The following is a 17,609-nucleotide window of genomic DNA, read 5'->3' on the forward strand; positions in this document are numbered from 1 at the left end:
TATGGACAGCCTGCTTTCCATCGTCACCTTCCTGCCGACGGTCGCGGCGATCATTCTCGCTGTGTTCCTTCGCGGAGACGACGAGGCCGCTCAGCGCAACGCAAAATACCTGGCGTTGATCGCCACGACGGCCAGTTTCCTGTTGTCGCTCCTGATCCTCGCCGGGTTCGAGCCCGGCAAAGGGTTCCAGATGGTCGAGACCCATGAGTGGATCGGCGGTTTGACCTACAAGGTCGGCGTCGATGGCATCTCCGTTCTCTTCGTCCTGCTGACGACCTTCCTGATGCCACTGGTGATCCTGTCGGCGTGGGAGGTCACGACGCGGGTCAAGGAATACATGATCGCCTTCCTCGTCCTTGAGACGTTGATGATTGGTGTGTTCATCTCGCTGGACCTGATCCTGTTCTACCTCTTCTTCGAAGGCGGCCTGATCCCAATGTTCCTGATCATCGGCATCTGGGGCGGCCAGAACCGGATCTACGCGGCGTTCAAGTTCTTCCTCTACACCTTCCTCGGCTCCGTGCTGATGCTGGTGGCGATGCTGGCGATGTACGCTGACGCAGGCACAACCGACATTCCGACGCTGCTCACCCATGAGTTCAGCCACTCGACGATTTCGGTCCTCGGCTTCCAGATCGTCGGCGGACTGCAGACTCTCCTCTGGGTCGCTTTCTTTGCGTCCTTCGCGGTGAAGATGCCCATGTGGCCGGTGCACACTTGGTTGCCCGATGCCCACGTGCAGGCACCGACCGCCGGTTCCGTGGTTCTGGCTGCGATCCTGTTGAAGCTCGGCGGCTACGGCTTCATCCGCTTCTCGCTGCCCATGTTCCCGGTGGCATCCGACCTTCTGGCACCGTTCGTGCTGTGGATTTCGGCCATCGCCATCGTCTACACCTCGCTCGTGGCGCTGGCGCAGACTGATATGAAGAAGCTCATTGCCTATTCGTCGGTCGCCCACATGGGATACGTCACCGCCGGTATCTTTGCCGCCAATCAGCAGGGGATCGACGGTGCGATTTTCCAGATGATCAGCCACGGCTTCATCTCCGGTGCGCTCTTCCTCTGCGTGGGCGTCATCTATGATCGGATGCACACGCGCGAGATCGACGCCTACGGCGGTCTGGTGAATCGGATGCCGGCCTACGCGCTGATCTTCATGCTGTTCACGATGGCAAATGTCGGCCTTCCGGGGACCAGTGGGTTCGTCGGTGAATTCCTGACGCTGATGGGCATGTTCCAGGCCAATACCTGGGTCGCCGCCGTGGCCACCACGGGTGTGATCCTCTCGGCGGCCTATGCGCTGTGGCTCTATCGCCGCGTGGTTATGGGCGACCTGATCAAGGAGAGCCTCAAGACCATCAAGGACATCACCCCCCGCGAGCGTTGGATCTTTGCGCCGCTCGTGGTGATGACGATCCTGCTCGGCGTCTACCCGAGCCTGGTGACCGACCGGGTCGGTCCGGCCGTGTCGCACCTGCTTGGCGGCTATGAAGCCTCCCTCGAAGCAGCGGGTCTCGACGCACCCGCAGCCCCCGCAGCGAATGAACATTGAGGCACAGACATGAGTTCTGCAGATTTCTCCATTATCCTGCCTGAGCTTGTTCTCGCGATCTACGCGATGGCGGGGCTGCTGGTGGCGGTGTACACCGGTAAGGATCGTCTGGCCCAGCTCCTGACCTGGACCACGGCGGGGATGTTCCTGCTGATGGCGCTTTGGATTGGCGGCAGTGCGCCCGGTGGAGTGGCCTTTGGCGGGCTTTACGTGGACGACGCCTTCTCGCGTTTTGCCAAGGTCACGATCCTGCTCTCCGCCGCCATCGTGCTGGTGATGGGCAAGGACTACATGTATCGCCGGGATATACTGCGGTTCGAATACCCCTTGCTCGTGACGCTCGCCGTCATTGGCATGATGGTCATGGTCTCTGCGGCTGACCTGATGACCCTCTATATGGGTCTCGAACTGCAATCCCTGTCTCTTTACGTTGTGGCGTCCCTGCGTCGTGACAGCGTGCGCTCGACCGAGGCAGGACTGAAATACTTCGTTCTGGGTGCGCTCAGCTCGGGTATGCTGCTCTACGGCGCCTCGCTGACCTACGGCTTTGCCGGAACGACGCTGTTCAGCGGTATCATCGAGTCGGTGTCCGGGGATCGCGCGTCGCTTGGTCTGCTGTTTGGTCTGGTCTTCATTGCAGCCGGTCTGGCCTTCAAAGTCTCCGCAGCTCCCTTCCACATGTGGACGCCGGACGTCTACGAAGGCTCGCCGACCCCGGTCACCGCCTTCTTTGCCACCGCGCCGAAGGTCGCGGCCATGGGTCTGTTCGCCCGTGTCGTCCATGACGCCTTCGGCGGTGTGGTCGCCGACTGGCAGCAGGTGGTTGCAGCGCTCGCTGTGGCCTCCATGTTCCTCGGTGCTGTGGCGGCGATCGGGCAGACGGATATCAAGCGTCTGATGGCCTATTCCTCCATCAACCATATGGGCTTTGCGCTCATGGGTCTGGCCGCCGGGACGGAGCTGGGCGTGCAGGCGATGCTCGTCTATATGGCGATCTACGTGGCGATGAACATTGGCACCTTTGCCTTCATCCTTGGGATGGAGCGCGATGGCAAAGCCGTAACCGATATCAGTTCTCTCAGCATGTTGTCGAAGACTGACCCCACCCGCGCAATCGCGGTGCTGGTGCTGATGTTCTCCATGGCTGGCGTGCCGCCGCTCTTGGGCTTCTTCGGCAAGTACTACGTACTTGGCGCTGCCGTCGCGGGCGGTCTGGGCTGGCTTGCCGTCGCGGGCGTGGTGGCCTCGGCCATCGCTGCCTATTACTACCTCCGCATCGTTTACCTGATGTATTTCGGTCAGCAGGAAGAAGGCCTCGACAAGTCCTCCTCGCCGATGCTCTGGGGGGTGCTGGTGGCCTCTGCCGTGCTGATGCTGGTGGGGGTGGTGAACCTCTTTGGGATCGAGGGCCCGGCGGCTCTGGCGGCGAGTGCTCTTGTCCAGTGAGCGTCTCTGGCCTCAGGGTTATGGGCTGATCGTTCGCGAGAGCCTCGACAGCACCAATTCCGAAGCACGTCGGCTGGCCAGAACCCTGAGCCAGCCGACGTGGATTCTCGCCCGGCGTCAGACCGCTGGCCGTGGCAGGGGGGGCGCCGATTGGATATCTCCATCAGGGAATTTCGCGGCCACGCTGGTGATGAAACCCGGCGGCCCTCCAATCTGGGCCTCCCTGCGGAGCTTTATGGCGGCCAATGCGGTCTATGAGGCGCTCGCACTGCATCTGGATCGGGATCGGCTGGCGTTGAAATGGCCTAATGATGTGTTGCTCGATGGTGGAAAGATCGCGGGGATCCTGTTGGAATCCGCGTCGACCGGGCAAGAGATCGACTGGTTGGCGGTTGGTATCGGTGTGAACCTCGCCCATGCGCCGGATGGCCTCGGGCATCGTGCCTTTCCACCGGTCGCGGCGGATCGCCCGATCCCGGTCGACGTGTTCCTGCACGATCTAGCCGATTTTTATGCGACCGAAGAGGCGCTCTTGTCCCGCATGGGCTTTGCTCCGATCAGGGAGAGCTGGTTGGAAAAGGCCGCGCGGCTCGGTGATGTGATTACCGCACGGACTGGAACGGAACAGATTACAGGGCGGTTTGAGACCATAGACGAGGATGGCAGTCTAATCCTCGTGACGAAGACCGGCGAGCGGCGTATCTCCGCGGCCGAGGTCTTTTTCTGAGGGATTTTCGCGATGCTACTGGCCATTGACGTTGGAAATACCAATACCGTTTTCGCCCTGTGGAATGGCGAGAATTTCGTCGAGACCTGGCGGACCTCGACCGAGGTCACGCGGACGGCAGACCAGTATTACGTTTGGCTCTCGACGCTCATGCAGTTGCAGGGGCTGGGCGACTTGCGGATCAACGAGGTCATCATCTCTTCGACCGTGCCCCGCGTGGTCTTTAACCTTCGCGTGCTTTGTAATCGCTATTTCGACTGCCGTCCTTACGTGGTTGGCAAGCCTGATTGCGCGTTGCCTGTGGAGCCCCGCGTCGATCATGGAACGCAGGTGGGCCCCGACCGGCTGGTCAACGCAGTCGCGGGGTTTGACCTATATGGCGGTGACCTGATCGTCGTCGATTATGGCACCGCGACGACGTTCGACGTGGTTGAGAGTGACGGCGCCTATGGGGGCGGAGTGATCGCGCCGGGGGTCAATCTGAGCCTTCAGGCGCTCCATGAGGCCGCTGCGGCCCTGCCGCTGGTCGATGTGACCATGCCGCCGCAGGTCGTCGGAAAGAACACGGTCGATTGCATGACGTCTGGCGTGTTCTGGGGCTATGTGGGCCTCGTCAATGAGATTGTCCGCCGCATCAAGGATGAGCGCGGCGTACCGATGAAAGTGATCGGAACCGGTGGGCTGGCACCTCTTTTCCAGCAAGGCGACACGTTGTTCGACGTGTTCGAGGACAATTTGACGATGCACGGCTTGATCGTGATCCATCGTTACAACAAGGCATTGGAGGCCTGATGGCGACCGAAAGACTGATTTACCTGCCGCTTGGCGGCGCCGGCGAGATCGGCATGAACTGCTATGTCTATGGCTACGGAAAGCCGGGGGAAGAGCGCCTGATCGTGGTCGATCTGGGCGTGACATTCCCGGACATGGACAGCACACCGGGGGTCAATCTGATCTTTGCGGATGTTGCCTGGCTGGAGGAACGTCGCGACCGGATTGAGGGGATTTTCATCACCCACGCCCATGAGGATCATGTCGGGGCAGTAGGCCATCTGTACGAGCGTCTGCGGGTGCCCATCTATTGCCGCACCTTCACCGCGATCCACGCCCGCCGCAAGCTGGAGGAATACGGCGTCGCGGAGAATGCAGTCGAGGTCATGCAGCCCTGGCCCGAGACTCGCACGCTTGGCCCGTTCAAAGTCGGTTTTGTCCCGGTGTCCCATTCCGTGCCTGAAAGCTCGGGCTTGGTGATCGACACGAAGGCCGGACGGGTGATCCACACCGGCGATTTCAAGATCGACTACACCCCCGGTGTCGGAGAACCCTTCGACCGCGACTTGTGGCGCTCCATCTCCAAAGACGGTGTCAAAGCGCTGGTCTGCGACTCGACCAACGTGTTCAGTCCCCATGAGGGCCGGTCCGAATCTTCTGTGGGTCCGGAGATCCGCCGCTTCGTTTCGGAACAGCCGGGCATGGTGGTGGCGACAACCTTTGCCTCCAATGTGGCGCGGGTGCGTTCACTTGCGCGCGCGGGTGTCGAGGCGGGGCGGTCGGTCTGCCTGCTGGGCCGGGCCATGCGGCGCATGGTCGAGGCATCGTTTGAGGCTGGCGTGCTGGAGGACTTTCCGACCACAATCGGTCCCGAAGAAGCCGCGGACATTCCACGCGAGAACCTGATGCTCATCGTTACCGGCAGTCAGGGCGAGCGTCGCGCGGCGTCTGCGCAACTCAGCCGGGGCAGATATCTCGGATTGTCGATGAAGGAGGGGGACACCTTCCTCTTCTCGTCCAAGACCATCCCCGGCAACGAGCGCGGCGTGATCCAGATCATGAATGCGCTGAGCGAGCAGGGCGTGGACGTGCAGGACGATGATAACGGCCGGTATCACGTGTCAGGTCACGCCAACCGGCCTGATCTTCTGACCATGCAGGATATTGTGGATCCTGAGATCGTGGTGCCTATGCACGGTGAACATCGTCACCTGCGGGAACACGCGAAGCTGGCCCGCGCCAAGGGTCGAAAGGCCGTTCTGGCGCCCAACGGTACCTGTGTGGATCTTTCCGGCAAAGAGCCGACCGTTGTCGAGTTCGTTGAAACCGGACGGACCTATCTGGACGGGACGGTGCAGATCGGTGCCATGGATGGCGTCGTCCGCGACAGGATTCGCATGGCTCTGAACGGCCATTGTATGGTCTCTGTGATCCTCGACGAAGAAGACGCGCCCCTCGGTGAGCCTTGGGTCGATCTGCGCGGTCTGCCCACTACGGGGCAGTCTGGTGATCCTCTCACGGAAGTCATTGAAGCCGAGCTGGACCGGGCAGTGCAGCGGGCGGATGATAAGGTACTGGGCGATGAAAAGCGTCTCGACGAGCTGATGCGCCGCGTCGCCCGTCAGGTTGCGCACCGGGAAATCGGGCATAAGCCCGAGGTGACCGTGGTCGTTAGCCGTCTCAGCTAAAAGCGTCCGGCCAAGAAACAGCAAAGCCCGCCACTCACAGTGTGGCGGGCTTTTTTGTCTGGACTGCGCGATCTCAGGACGCGAGGCGTTCTGCAAAACTCAGTTCAATGAAACTGGGCAAATGGTCCCCCATGCCGATGACCGGCTCATCACGGCGACGGTCATCGCTGCTCCGCCCGCGTCCGCGACCACGGTTGCGGGGTGGCTTTTCTGCACGGGTCTGCTCGCTCGCGACGACATTGTCGGGCGCCGTTGTCTCCTCTACGGGCGCTGCAGGGGCGTCCTCCTTGCGAGGGCGGCGGGTACGGGAGGGCGGCGCCATGTCGGGGAGGGTGGCCGGATCGACGCGCTGGATCTCCCTCTGGATCAGCTTTTCGACATCGGCCAGGTTGGTTTCGTCCGAAGGCTGACAGATGGTGACGGCTTTTCCCTCACGTCCCGCGCGACCCGTTCGGCCAATGCGGTGGACGTAATCCTCGGCATGGGAGGGCACGTCAAAATTAAACACGTGGCTCACTGAGGGCACGTCGAGACCGCGCGCAGCCACGTCAGAGGCCACCAAAATGCGGAGATCCCCGCCACGGAAACTGTCCAGCGTGCGCGTTCTCTGGGACTGATCCAGATCCCCATGAATCGGGGCCGCGTCGTGGCCATATTTCTTCAGGCTTTTGGAGACGATATCCACATCCGTCTTGCGGTTGCAGAAAATAATCGCGTTTGTGAGCTTCTCTCCCTCGGCGGCGATGAGCGCGCGGAGGGCGCGACGTTTCTCGCTGGCCTGCCGGTCGCGACGGCTGCCTTTGAACATCAGCACGCTCTGGTCAATCGTCTCGGAGGCTGTGGCCTGCCTGGCGATCTCGATGCGATGGGGGTTCGACAGGAAGGTATTGGTGATCCGCTCGATCTCAGGCGCCATGGTGGCCGAAAAGAACAGGGTTTGCCGGGTGAAAGGAACCAGCGAGAAGATACGTTCGATATCGGGAATAAAACCCATATCGAGCATCCGGTCGGCCTCATCGACGACCATGATCTTAACGTCGGTCAGGAGAAGTTTGCCGCGCTCGAAATGATCAAGCAGGCGACCAGGGGTGGCAATCAGCACGTCGACGCCTTTGTCGATGAGCTGGTCCTGCTCCTTGAACGACACGCCCCCGATCAGCAGAGCCTTGGTCAGATTGGCATATTTCGAATAAGTGTCGAAATTCGCGGCAACCTGTGCGGCCAATTCACGGGTCGGGGCTAGTACGAGGCTTCGCGGCATCCGCGCCTTGGCCCGTCCACGGTTCAGAGCGGTGATCATCGGGAGGGTAAACGACGCTGTCTTGCCGGTCCCCGTTTGAGCGATGCCCAGCACATCGCGCCCGTCCAACGCCGCAGGGATCGCCTCGCACTGGATCGGGGTAGGCATTTCATAGCCAGCTTCGGCGATGGCTTTCTGGACCTTGGGGCCCAGCTTCAGATCAGTGAATTTCGTCATATCCGTCCAAAAATTGCGGAGTTCCGCAAGGATGGGACGCCCGTCATCACGTCCCGCATCAGGCCTGCGCGCATCGCGGCCCTCGCAACCCATAGTCGCAGTGTCGTTTTTGGTCAATGGAAACGGGGACCGCGAACCGTGTTCCTGCAAGGATGTGCTCCGCAGGCGACGACATCGTCCGCGGAGCACAAACCTCAGCCTTGCGGGGTCAGTGTGATGCTGTCGAGGTCCACATCGACATTGCCGGTCAGAATAATGAAATCGGTCCCATCGAGGCGGATCGTTGTTTGGTCTGTTGCGGCATTGTATGCGGTGCTCAACGTGGGACTGATCGTATCGCCCGTCGCGGGGTCTGTGCGCTCCAGATGAGCAATAGTGATCGTATCTTCACTCGGCGTGTAATCATTGATTTTCGCAGCACCGCTATCCGGGCTTTCAACCTCGAAGACGTCGAAGCGATCCGCTCCTTCGCCACCGGTCGCCTCGTCTCCGTCACCAAGGACCAGCAGGTCGTCGCCGGCTTCGCCAAACAGGATATCCTCGCCGCGGCCAATATTCGACACGTCAAAGGAGCTGTCGCTGAAAATCTGATCGTCTCCATCCCCGCCATAAATCACATCATCATCGCCGCGGCCTTCGAGGGAATCATTGCCGCTGCCGCCGAAGATAGAGTCGTCGCCGCGGCTGCCATCAATGCGATCTTCGCCAGCCTGACCATAAAGCGCGTCAGATCCCAACCCGCCAAGGATGGTATCGTTGCCGTCTCCACCGTTGATAATGTCGGAGCCAAACCGGCCTAGCAGCTGATCAGCACCAGCGCCACCGTCGAGATAGTCATCAGAGTCTGTGGCATCGACGAAGTCGTTCCCGTCGAGGCCAAAATATGCGAGGCTTGGTCCGGACCGAACTGCAGTTAAGGTGTCGCGCTCGGCAGTGCCGGTCCGGACGTCTTCATAGTTATCTTGTACAAACGGTCCTGTCGGTTCGTTAGCAGATTCGGCTTCTCCGCCACCATCAGTTCCAGTCCCGTCACCTTCGGTTGCGCCGTCTCCAGCGCCGCCTTCGGTTGCGCCGTCTCCAGCGTCGCCTTCGGTTGCGCCGCCTCCGCTTGCGCCCTCGCCAACGTCATCGGTGGTCACTTCATTATTTTCATCGTCATCATCATCGTCGTCATCGTCATCGCCGTCGAAAACATCGAGCTGCCACAGCAAGAGTAGCGAAAAAATTCCGACATTAGCCCAGAAAAGCAGGTCATACATATTGTGCGTTCCCTATTTGACGATGCACAGCGGTGATCGCACCCGCCTCGCTGCTTGCTTGGTCGCAGTGTGAAGAAAACTCTCCCACAATCAAGAGACCGATCCAGTTCCTCGGAGATTGTTGCGGGACCTCCCCACCTGTCAGGTCATCATTTCCTTGGTCGCCGACAGCGTCAGGTCCGGATAGTCCCGCTCGACACGGTCAATGTCCCATTGCAGGCGGGTGAGAAAAACCATGTCGTCGTCGTTATCCAACGCCATATGCCCCTTGTTGGCATTGGCGAAGGCGTCGACTTTGTCCTGAGAACCGTGGACCCAACGGGCCGATGTAAACTGTGACGGTTCGAAACGGACCGGGAGCCCGTATTCCAGCTCGATGCGGCTGGCCAAGACCTCGAATTGCAGCGCGCCGACGACGCCGACGATAAAGCCAGAGCCGATCATTGGGCGAAACACCTTGGCCGCGCCTTCCTCGGCGAATTGCATCAGCGCCTTGTCCAGATGTTTTGCTTTCATCGGATCGCCCGCGCGGCAATTTTGCAGCAATTCCGGCGCGAAGGAGGGGATGCCTGAGACCTTAAGGGCTTCGCCCTCGGTCAGCGTGTCGCCGATGCGGAGCTGCCCGTGGTTCGGGATGCCCATGATGTCACCGGCCCAGGCCTCCTCGGCCAGTTCCCGGTCGGACGCCAGGAAGAGCACCGGATTCGACACGGCCATGGGCTTCTTCGTGCGTACATGGGTTAGTTTCATGCCCCGCTTGAAGTGGCCCGAGGCGAGGCGGACAAAGGCCACCCGGTCCCGATGTTTGGGGTCCATGTTGGCCTGCACCTTGAAGACAAAGCCGGTGACCTTGTTCTCATCGGGCATGATCTGGCGCGGCTCGGCCCTTTGAGGCTGTGGCTGGGGACCGAAATTGCCGATACCGTCCATGAGCTCCTTCACACCAAAGGAGTTGATCGCCGAGCCAAACCAGATCGGCGTCAGCGTGCCATCGAGGAGCGCCTGCTGGTCGAACTTCGGCAGAAGCTCGCGTGCCATCTCGACCTCTTCCCGCAGGGTCTCGAGCATGTCGGCTGGGATATGTTCGGCCATCTTCGGGTCGTCGAGCCCTTCGAGACGCACCGTTTCCGCCACCTTGTTCCGGTCGGCGCGATCCATCAATTCCAGTCGGTCGTTCAGGATATCGTAGCAACCGAGGAAATCCCGTCCCCGACCGATGGGCCAGGAGGCTGGGGTCACGTCAATGGCCAGATTCTCCTGGATCTCGTCGATGATTTCAAACGTGTCGCGGCTCTCGCGGTCCATCTTGTTACAGAAGGTCAGGATTGGCAGGTCGCGCAACCGGCAGACCTCGAAGAGTTTCTGCGTCTGACTCTCGACGCCCTTGGCACCGTCGATCACCATCACCGCTGCATCCACCGCGGTCAGGGTGCGGTAGGTGTCCTCGGAAAAATCCGAGTGGCCGGGCGTGTCCACGAGGTTAAAGCGGTATTCCCCGAAATCGAAGGACATGGCCGAGGCCGAGACCGAGATCCCCCGGTCCTTCTCCATTTGCATGAAGTCCGAGCGCGTCCGCCGGGCCTCACCCTTGGCGCGTACCTGCCCGGCCATCTGGATCGCGCCGCCATAGAGAAGGAACTTCTCGGTCAGCGTGGTCTTGCCCGCATCCGGGTGCGAGATGATTGCAAAGGTCCGGCGCCGGGCGATCTGCGGCGGAAGGGCGGGGATATTATCAGAACGGTCCAGCATGGCGGGGATATGAGTGATCCGCCGTGAAACTGCAATATTCAGCAAGCAGTCCAACGTTGGGCAGATCTACCAATGAAGGAGATCGATGTAAAACTACTGCTGTTTCAGACAGCGATCACGTTTCCGAACAGGCTGTCCGTGTCGTGTGCGTTATCGACGAGTTTCATACGTCGGGGAAGATTGCTTGGATTCGGTGCCGAGCGTGTGGTGGTCATCAGGCCATTTGCGATGATCACGGCAGGCTGAGCGAGCCGCAGAAAATAGTGCATCATGTATTGCCCATCCATCCGTCGGATCGTGTCGCCGTTCACAAGATCGTTGGTATAGATGTATTCCATCGCGCTTGGCCGTCCGGACCGACCGGGTACCATAAGCGTTGCCCGCGGGCTGAGCATAATCGGCATGTCATTGCCGAGTGCGTCAGCCGTTACTGAAATGGGAGCGTGAGAACCAGTTGCGGCAAGCAGACGTTTGCCACACCAGCGCACTGGTAAATTGCCATGTGCGACGGTTTGCACCATGTCACCGATCTGGATCTCTTCGATCGGACGCTCTGAGCCATCCGCCATTAGGACGGTCGTCCCTTCGAAGAACGGTGCGCAGCTGGCCTCTTCGAACCGCTCCACGGGGTCATCGTGACGGTAGTCGACCAACACATAGTCTGTCCGGTCGTGGATGTCGCCCAAAGGCAAAATATGAAGCGAGCCTCCGGCGACCTGCTCAGTCAGCAGCAGGACTTCCAGCAGCCGCCCGTCCGGTGACATAAAGGTCAGGTGCGATTCGACCTTTACTGCGGTCCCCGGCGTGCTCGCGTGGGAAGTCTGCGCAACGGTCCAGACACCATTGTAGTGACTGAGTATCAAAAGGCGAGGTTGGGCGCGACGGCTCAACCGGATCTGATCACCAACCGCCATCGCGGCAGCGCTCTCGAAATGTTCGCCATCCCGAACGCCCTCCGACACCCGGAAGTCGCTCGCGCAGAAAACAAAATGCGCGCTCGCCACTGCCGGAGGCTGTTTGTCAACAAATGCCATCTCAATCTCACCCACCGTCTTACAAGCTCACACCAACTTAATACCGGAAATCTTTTCGAAAAATATTGCGCGTAAAGGTAGATTCACTGTCCATCCGTATCAACTAATAGCCCGGTGGTCCGACGCTTTACAGCTATCTCCTACCGGTGGATACCCTATAACAACCTCTACAGCATGGTCATAACATCGTTAAAAAATCGAGGAGGACATTGTGGATCTGGGTATAACCGGCAAAAAGGCGCTGATTTCGGCCTCTTCCAAGGGTTTGGGGTTTGGGTGCGCCCGCGCTCTGGCCGAGGCTGGTGTCGATCTCGTCATGAATGCCCGTGGCCAAGAGACCCTCGCAACCGCAGCCGAGGCTATCCGGACGCAGTTTGGTGTCTCGGTCACCGAAGTCGCGGCGGACATTACCTCAGATGAGGGACGCGCGGAGGTTCTAGAGGCCGCTGGTGAAGTCGACATCTTGGTGACAAATGCAGGCGGGCCGCCGCCGGGGATGTGGTCAGACTGGGATCGCGAGGATTTCATCAAGGCCCTCGACGCGAACATGCTGACCCCCATTGCCCTGATGAAGCACTGCCTGCCCGGTATGATTGAGCGCGGCTGGGGGCGGGTTGTGAACATTACCTCGCAATCCGTCCGGGCGCCGGTGGCTGTGCTGGGCCTGTCCAATGCTGCGCGCACTGGGCTGACCGGCTACGTGGCGGGTACGGCCAGGCAGGTTGCGCCCCATGGCGTGATCATCAACAACCTGCTGCCCGGCATTCATGACACCGACCGCGCGGTTCAGCTCGATCAGGGCGTGGCGGAGCAGCAGGGGATCACCCGGGAGGCCGCGCGCGCCCAGCGGGAGGCGACGGTTCCGGCGCGGCGGTATGGCACGCCCGAGGAATTTGGCGCCACCTGCGCCTTCCTGTGTTCGCAACATGCGGGCTTCATCGTCGGGCAAAACATCCTGCTTGATGGTGGGCAGACCAATCTGACCATGTGACCGGGCCTTGCAGCGGGGGCGGGGCGTTGCTACCCCGCTGCCTGACTGTTCTTGTCGGGAAAGCCCATGGCGACTGCTCCGCGTCTTGAAATCGAGAACCTGCATTGCGCGTTCGGCGGCGTCGAGGTGGTGCAGGGGATCTCGCTGACCGTGGAAGGGGGGGATGTGCTCTGCCTCCTTGGGCCGTCGGGCTGTGGCAAATCCACGACGTTGCGCACCATTGCAGGGCTGGAGGATATCTCCAGCGGCGAGATCCGGATCGACGGGCAGGTCGTCACGCGTGGCGGTTATACCTTGCCGCCGGAGCATCGTGGCGTCGGCCTGATTTTTCAGGACTTTGCGCTGTTTCCCCACCTTACCGTGGCCGAAAACATCTCCTACGGGCTGCGGGCCTCCCGCAGTGAAAAAGCGCATCGGGTCGATGAACTGCTGGAGCGGGTGCATCTGAGCCATCACCGTCAGTCTTACGCGCACGAGCTTTCGGGGGGCGAGCAGCAAAGGGTGGCACTGGCCCGGGCGCTGGCGCCCCGTCCGCGGGTGATGCTCATGGATGAGCCATTTTCGGGGCTCGACAACCGCCTCAGGGACGGCATTCGCGACCACACGCTGCAAGTGCTTAAGGACGAGGACACGGCGGTCGTCCTCGTCACCCACGAGCCCGAAGAAGCCATGCGCATGGCCGACCAGATCGCGCTCATGCGCAACGGGTCGATCGTCCAGCAAGGCGCGCCTTACAATATCTATAACTCTCCCGCAGATCGTGCCGCAGCCGCGTTTTTCAGCGATATCAACGTGATTGAAGCCGTCGTGAACGGGGCGCTGGCCGAGACGCCCTTTGGCCAGTTCCTCGCGCCGGGTCAGCCGGACGGGACAAAAGTGGACATCGTGATCCGGCCCCAGCATCTGCGGATCGACTTTGACCGGGCCGGCCAAGGGCCACATCCGACAAGTGAGGATGGCACACCCGCGCGGGCCGAGGTGATCCGATCCCGTTTTGTGGGCAAGGAGAGCCTCGTGGAGTTTCTGGTCCATGAGGGTCTGGTGATGACCGCCACGGTGCCCAATGTCTTCCTGCCTAAGCCGGGAACCGTGATGTGGCTGGCCATCCGCCGCGACCGCTGCTTTGTCTTTCCGCGAAAGCCCTGATCGAGGGCAGGGGGAAGGAATATCTGCCTGAATTCTGCGCTTTGGCGCGTGCCAGGCGCCTTGCTTGGTTGACACTTTCCCCGCCAGCCCGAAGATATCGCTAACGATACAAAGGGAGCGGGCATGCCCGAGTTTTTCAACGAGATGTACGATCAGGGCGCGGTGCGTGCGCCCTATGAAGGGATCGAGGCCTGGGCGCGGGACATGCCTGCCGATCTGCGTGGGCTGAAGCAGTCCGAGGCCGAGGCGCTGTTCCGGCGCATCGGCATCACCTTTGCGGTCTATGGCGAAGGCGGCTCGCCCGACCGGCTGATCCCTTTCGACATGTTCCCCCGGGTTTTTGCCGCCGATGAATGGGCGCGGCTCGAACGGGGCATCAAGCAGCGCGCCCGGGCGCTCAACGCCTTCCTTGCTGATGTCTATTCCCGCGGGGAGATCGTCCGCGCCGGACGCATCCCCGCCCATCTGGTCTACCAGAACGAAGCCTATGAGATCACAGCCAGCGGCTTCATGCCTCCTCACGGAGTGTTCAGCCATATTGTCGGCATCGACCTCGTGCGCACTGGACCGGACGAGTTCTACGTGCTTGAGGACAATTGCCGCACGCCATCGGGTGTCTCCTACATGCTGGAGAATCGCGAGATCATGATGCGCATGTTCCCGCAGCTCTTCCGCGAGAACCGGATCGCGCCGGTGGAGAATTACCCGGCATTGCTGAAGCGCACGCTGGCCAGCGTCGCGCCGCAGAAATGCGAGGGCGAGCCCTGCGCGGTGATCCTGACGCCCGGCCATTTCAACTCGGCCTATTACGAACATTCCTTCCTCGCCGACATGATGGGGGTCGAGCTGGTTGAGGGCTCGGATCTGTTCGTCGAGGGCGATTTCTGCTGGATGCGCACCACCGAGGGCCCGAAGAAGGTCGATGTGATCTATCGCCGGATCGACGATGCCTTCATCGACCCGCTCTGCTTCCGGCCCGACTCTATGCTGGGCGTGCCGGGGCTGATGAATGTCTACCGCTCCGGCGGCGTGACGATCTGTTCTGCCCCTGGTGCCGGTGTGGCGGATGACAAGGCCGTCTACACCTACGTGCCGGAGATGGTGCGCTTCTACCTCGGCGAAGAGCCGATCCTGAATAACGTGCCCACCTGGCAATGTGCCAAGCCCGATGAGCTGAAATACGTGCTCGAAAACCTCGAAGAGCTGGTGGTCAAGGAAGTCCACGGCTCCGGCGGTTACGGGATGCTGGTGGGGCCGAAGGCCAGCAAGGACGACATCGCGTTGTTCCGGGCGAAGCTCGAAGAGCGCCCCGACGCCTATATCGCCCAGCCGACGCTGGCGCTGTCCACCACGCCGACCTTTGTCGCCGATGGGCTGGCGCCGCGCCATGTGGACCTGCGCCCCTATTGCCTTGTGGGACAGGACATTCACCTCGTGCCCGGCGGCTTGACTCGCGTGGCGCTGACCGAAGGCAGTTTGGTGGTGAATTCCAGCCAGGGTGGCGGGGTCAAGGACACCTGGGTTCTGGCGGGAGTATAAGATCATGTTGAGCCGTACCGCAGAAAACCTCTTCTGGATCGCCCGTTACATCGAACGTGCCGACACCCATGCCCGATTGCTCGAAGTGGCTGCGCGCAATGCGCTGTTGCCGGATACCGGCGGGGGCAATCGCAACGAATGGGATTCCGTTCTCGCTGCGAGCGGGAGCTATGCCGCCTACCGCGAGAAATATGGCCCCGATGCTGTCCCGCGCAACGTTGAGACGCATCTGTTCTTCGACCGCGACAACCCTTCCTCCGTGGCGTCCTGTGTCCATACCGCCCGCGAGAATGCCCGGATCGTCCGCACGGCGCTGACCACGCAGGTGTGGGAAGCGATCAATTCCTTCCACGCGGAGATGCAGGAACTGGCACGTCAGGAGCGCTCGACGCTCTCGATCTCGGATATGCGCGATTTCACCACCGGCCATGTCTCAAAAATTCGGGGCGCGACAATCGGCGGGCAACTGCGCAACGATGGCTATGATTTCCTGAATCTTGGGCATTACCTTGAGCGGGCGGCATCCACCGCCCGGATCCTTGACGTGAAATATTACGTGCTGCTGCCTCACGTATCCATGGTCGGCTCGGGGCTCGACAACTACCAGTGGCGGACCATCCTTCAGGCGATGAACTCGCAGCGCGCCTTTGCCTGGGTCTATGGCGGCGATCTGACTGCGCGGAAGATTGTCGACTTTCTCGCCCTGAACCGCCAGAGCCCGCGATCCCTGATCAGCGCCACGGACGGGGTAGTTGAACATCTGGAGCGTCTGGCACGCCGCTATGGACGCTCGACCTCGGCCACGTCGCGGGGGCGGCAGATCCAGGCGGAACTTTCGGAGCTGACAGCCGAAGACATCTTTGATGACGGGCTGCACGAGTTCCTGACCGCCTTTCTGGGGGATCTCGCCGATCTCAGCGCCGAAATCACCACGAGCTATCTGAACGGGGAAGCACGATGAGACTGACTGTCCGCCATCGCACCGAATACAGCTATTCCCAACCCCGCCGCACCGTGGTCCAGTCCCTGCGCCTGACCCCCAGCCGCTTTGCCGGACAGTTCGCAACCCGCTGGTCTGTTACTGTCGAAGGCGCCGAGGCTGAACGGGGCGCGAGCTTTCGCGACGGGGCCGGGGACTGGATCGAGACCGTAGCCTTGCGCAACGTGGACCATCTGGTGATCGTTGCCGAAGGTGAGGTCGAGACTTCTGATACGGCAGGCGTTCTGAAAGGGCTGCGTGAAAAGATCTCGCCCCATGCCTATCTCCGGCGCACCGATCTCACCACACCGGATCTCGCGGTCCGGGAACTCGGGCAGGAGGCCGTCAGCGGCATCGGCACCCCGCTCGATCAGGCGCATGCGCTCAGTCATGCAGTGCGTGACGCTGTCAGCTACACCCCCGGAATGACCGAGCATGGCACAAGCGCGGCGGAGGCGTTGGCGGCAGGACATGGGGTTTGCCAGGATCAGACCCATGTCCTGATCTCTGCCGCCCGCAGCGTCGGTCTCCCGGCGCGCTATGTGACGGGCTACCTGCAAGCAACGGCAGATGGCAGTGCGGAACAAGCCAGCCATGCTTGGGCCGAACTTCACGTCGATGGGCTGGGCTGGGTCGGTTTCGATGCCGCCAATGGCTGCTGTCCCGACGAGCGCTACATCCGGCTTGGCTCCGGTCTGGACGCCGTGGCCGCGGCCCCGATCCGCGGGACGGGCTTTGGTGCCGGGACAGAAGACCTGCGCGCCGAGGTCACCGTCGACGCCCAGCAATGAGCGGCTCTGGTGACGTGGTCTTTCGAGACGCGCGGGCCGGGGATGTGGCGGCGATCCGGGAGCTGCTGATCGAAGATTCCATGGATGGCGGCCCGCCGCCTTCTCTGGATGTCTTCACCGAGAGTTTCCACCAGATGTGCGCGGTGACGAACGCGCGGGTGATCGTCGGGGAGCGGCGAGGGCAGGTGATCGCCTGCGCGCAGGTCATCCTGATCCACGGCCTGTCTTTCTCCGCCCCCCGCCATGCGATCCTCGAAGGTGTCCGCGTCGCGGCGGATCTCAGGGGGCAAGGCCTCGGTGCGCAATTGGTGGACGAGGCTGAACGTTGGGCGCGATCCCTAGGGGCGACCCGGTTGCAATTCACCTCCAACGCGGTCCGTCGCGATGCCCGTCGGTTCTATGAGAGCCTAGGCTATGTCACGTCACATACCGGCTTTCGCAAGGCCCTGACCCCGTGACT

The 17,609-nt window shown here is 61.3% G+C and carries 15 protein-coding genes; 11 read left to right on the forward strand and 4 right to left on the reverse strand.

Features of this window, described 5'->3' with window-relative positions:
• Position 1: 1 nt before the first annotated feature.
• The 5 genes from FEV53_RS08510 to FEV53_RS08530 are packed head-to-tail and all read left to right on the forward strand — an operon-like array spanning position 2 to position 6,184.
• A complete protein-coding gene (locus tag FEV53_RS08510; RefSeq protein WP_142834393.1) occupies positions 2-1,552 on the forward strand; it encodes an NADH-quinone oxidoreductase subunit M in 1,551 nt (516 codons plus the stop codon).
• 9 nt (positions 1,553-1,561) lie between these two features.
• On the forward strand, positions 1,562-2,998 hold the full coding sequence (gene nuoN, locus FEV53_RS08515) for an NADH-quinone oxidoreductase subunit NuoN (protein ID WP_142834394.1): 1,437 nt from the start codon (positions 1,562-1,564) through the stop codon (positions 2,996-2,998).
• Positions 2,982-3,725, forward strand: coding sequence for a biotin--[acetyl-CoA-carboxylase] ligase (locus FEV53_RS08520; protein WP_342778293.1), 744 nt, complete (start codon positions 2,982-2,984; stop codon positions 3,723-3,725). The genes nuoN and FEV53_RS08520 overlap by 17 nt, the downstream gene beginning before the upstream one ends.
• A 12-nt stretch (positions 3,726-3,737) precedes the next feature.
• Entirely contained in the window at positions 3,738-4,517 is a 780-nt protein-coding gene (locus FEV53_RS08525) for a type III pantothenate kinase (protein WP_142834396.1), read from the forward strand.
• Positions 4,517-6,184: a ribonuclease J gene (locus tag FEV53_RS08530; protein ID WP_142834397.1), complete on the forward strand. Its 1,668-nt coding sequence runs from the start codon at positions 4,517-4,519 to the stop codon at positions 6,182-6,184. Before FEV53_RS08525 ends, FEV53_RS08530 begins: the two co-directional genes overlap by 1 nt.
• A 73-nt stretch (positions 6,185-6,257) precedes the next feature.
• Here the strand turns inward: FEV53_RS08530 and FEV53_RS08535 are convergent, their stop codons facing one another.
• The 4 genes from FEV53_RS08535 to FEV53_RS08550 form a co-directional block, all read right to left on the reverse strand.
• Entirely contained in the window at positions 6,258-7,661 is a 1,404-nt protein-coding gene (locus FEV53_RS08535; protein ID WP_142834398.1) for a DEAD/DEAH box helicase, read from the reverse strand.
• Positions 7,662-7,855: 194 nt separating this feature from the next.
• The gene (locus FEV53_RS08540) at positions 7,856-8,920 is read right to left on the reverse strand and encodes a calcium-binding protein (protein WP_142834399.1); all 1,065 of its coding nucleotides are present in this window, start codon (positions 8,918-8,920) and stop codon (positions 7,856-7,858) included.
• Between the two features lie 141 nt (positions 8,921-9,061).
• Positions 9,062-10,669 carry a peptide chain release factor 3 gene (locus FEV53_RS08545; RefSeq protein ID WP_142834400.1) on the reverse strand — a complete coding sequence of 536 codons (1,608 nt, stop codon included), beginning with the start codon at positions 10,667-10,669 and terminating at the stop codon, positions 9,062-9,064.
• 104 nt (positions 10,670-10,773) lie between these two features.
• Positions 10,774-11,718 carry a Hint domain-containing protein gene (locus tag FEV53_RS08550; protein WP_142834401.1) on the reverse strand — a complete coding sequence of 315 codons (945 nt, stop codon included), beginning with the start codon at positions 11,716-11,718 and terminating at the stop codon, positions 10,774-10,776.
• Between the two features lie 196 nt (positions 11,719-11,914).
• On the opposite strand from FEV53_RS08550, the gene FEV53_RS08555 reads away from it, so the two are divergent.
• The 6 genes from FEV53_RS08555 (at position 11,915) to FEV53_RS08580 (ending at position 17,607) form a co-directional block, all read left to right on the forward strand.
• Positions 11,915-12,694, forward strand: a complete 780-nt coding sequence (locus FEV53_RS08555) for an SDR family oxidoreductase (RefSeq protein ID WP_142834402.1) — start codon at positions 11,915-11,917, stop codon at positions 12,692-12,694.
• 66 nt (positions 12,695-12,760) lie between these two features.
• Complete coding sequence (locus FEV53_RS08560; protein WP_142834403.1) at positions 12,761-13,840, forward strand: ABC transporter ATP-binding protein; 1,080 nt, start codon at positions 12,761-12,763, stop codon at positions 13,838-13,840.
• 123 nt (positions 13,841-13,963) lie between these two features.
• Entirely contained in the window at positions 13,964-15,379 is a 1,416-nt protein-coding gene (locus tag FEV53_RS08565; protein ID WP_142834404.1) for a circularly permuted type 2 ATP-grasp protein, read from the forward strand.
• A gap of 4 nt (positions 15,380-15,383) precedes the next feature.
• Positions 15,384-16,340, forward strand: a complete 957-nt coding sequence (locus FEV53_RS08570; protein WP_142834405.1) for an alpha-E domain-containing protein — start codon at positions 15,384-15,386, stop codon at positions 16,338-16,340.
• On the forward strand, positions 16,337-17,149 hold the full coding sequence (locus FEV53_RS08575; protein ID WP_142834406.1) for a transglutaminase family protein: 813 nt from the start codon (positions 16,337-16,339) through the stop codon (positions 17,147-17,149). Before FEV53_RS08570 ends, FEV53_RS08575 begins: the two co-directional genes overlap by 4 nt.
• Positions 17,146-17,607, forward strand: coding sequence for a GNAT family N-acetyltransferase (locus tag FEV53_RS08580; protein WP_142834407.1), 462 nt, complete (start codon positions 17,146-17,148; stop codon positions 17,605-17,607). Before FEV53_RS08575 ends, FEV53_RS08580 begins: the two co-directional genes overlap by 4 nt.
• Positions 17,608-17,609: the final 2 nt, after the last annotated feature.

This window comes from Palleronia caenipelagi (assembly GCF_007004065.1).
Taxonomy (GTDB): Bacteria; Pseudomonadota; Alphaproteobacteria; order Rhodobacterales; family Rhodobacteraceae; genus Palleronia; species Palleronia caenipelagi.

What these genes read in the sequence shown, in the direction of transcription:
- FEV53_RS08560 (WP_142834403.1), top strand. Translation starts at nt 12,761, where the DNA reads ATGGCGACTGCTCCGCGTCTTGAAATCGAGAACCTGCATTGCGCGTTC.
- FEV53_RS08570 (WP_142834405.1), top strand. Translation starts at nt 15,384, where the DNA reads ATGTTGAGCCGTACCGCAGAAAACCTCTTCTGGATCGCCCGTTACATC.
- FEV53_RS08545 (WP_142834400.1), bottom strand. Translation starts at nt 10,669, where the DNA reads ATGCTGGACCGTTCTGATAATATCCCCGCCCTTCCGCCGCAGATCGCC.
- FEV53_RS08530 (WP_142834397.1), top strand. Translation starts at nt 4,517, where the DNA reads ATGGCGACCGAAAGACTGATTTACCTGCCGCTTGGCGGCGCCGGCGAG.
- FEV53_RS08540 (WP_142834399.1), bottom strand. Translation starts at nt 8,920, where the DNA reads ATGTATGACCTGCTTTTCTGGGCTAATGTCGGAATTTTTTCGCTACTC.
- FEV53_RS08575 (WP_142834406.1), top strand. Translation starts at nt 16,337, where the DNA reads ATGAGACTGACTGTCCGCCATCGCACCGAATACAGCTATTCCCAACCC.
- FEV53_RS08510 (WP_142834393.1), top strand. Translation starts at nt 2, where the DNA reads ATGGACAGCCTGCTTTCCATCGTCACCTTCCTGCCGACGGTCGCGGCG.
- FEV53_RS08535 (WP_142834398.1), bottom strand. Translation starts at nt 7,661, where the DNA reads ATGACGAAATTCACTGATCTGAAGCTGGGCCCCAAGGTCCAGAAAGCC.
- FEV53_RS08525 (WP_142834396.1), top strand. Translation starts at nt 3,738, where the DNA reads ATGCTACTGGCCATTGACGTTGGAAATACCAATACCGTTTTCGCCCTG.
- FEV53_RS08565 (WP_142834404.1), top strand. Translation starts at nt 13,964, where the DNA reads ATGCCCGAGTTTTTCAACGAGATGTACGATCAGGGCGCGGTGCGTGCG.
- nuoN (WP_142834394.1), top strand. Translation starts at nt 1,562, where the DNA reads ATGAGTTCTGCAGATTTCTCCATTATCCTGCCTGAGCTTGTTCTCGCG.
- FEV53_RS08580 (WP_142834407.1), top strand. Translation starts at nt 17,146, where the DNA reads ATGAGCGGCTCTGGTGACGTGGTCTTTCGAGACGCGCGGGCCGGGGAT.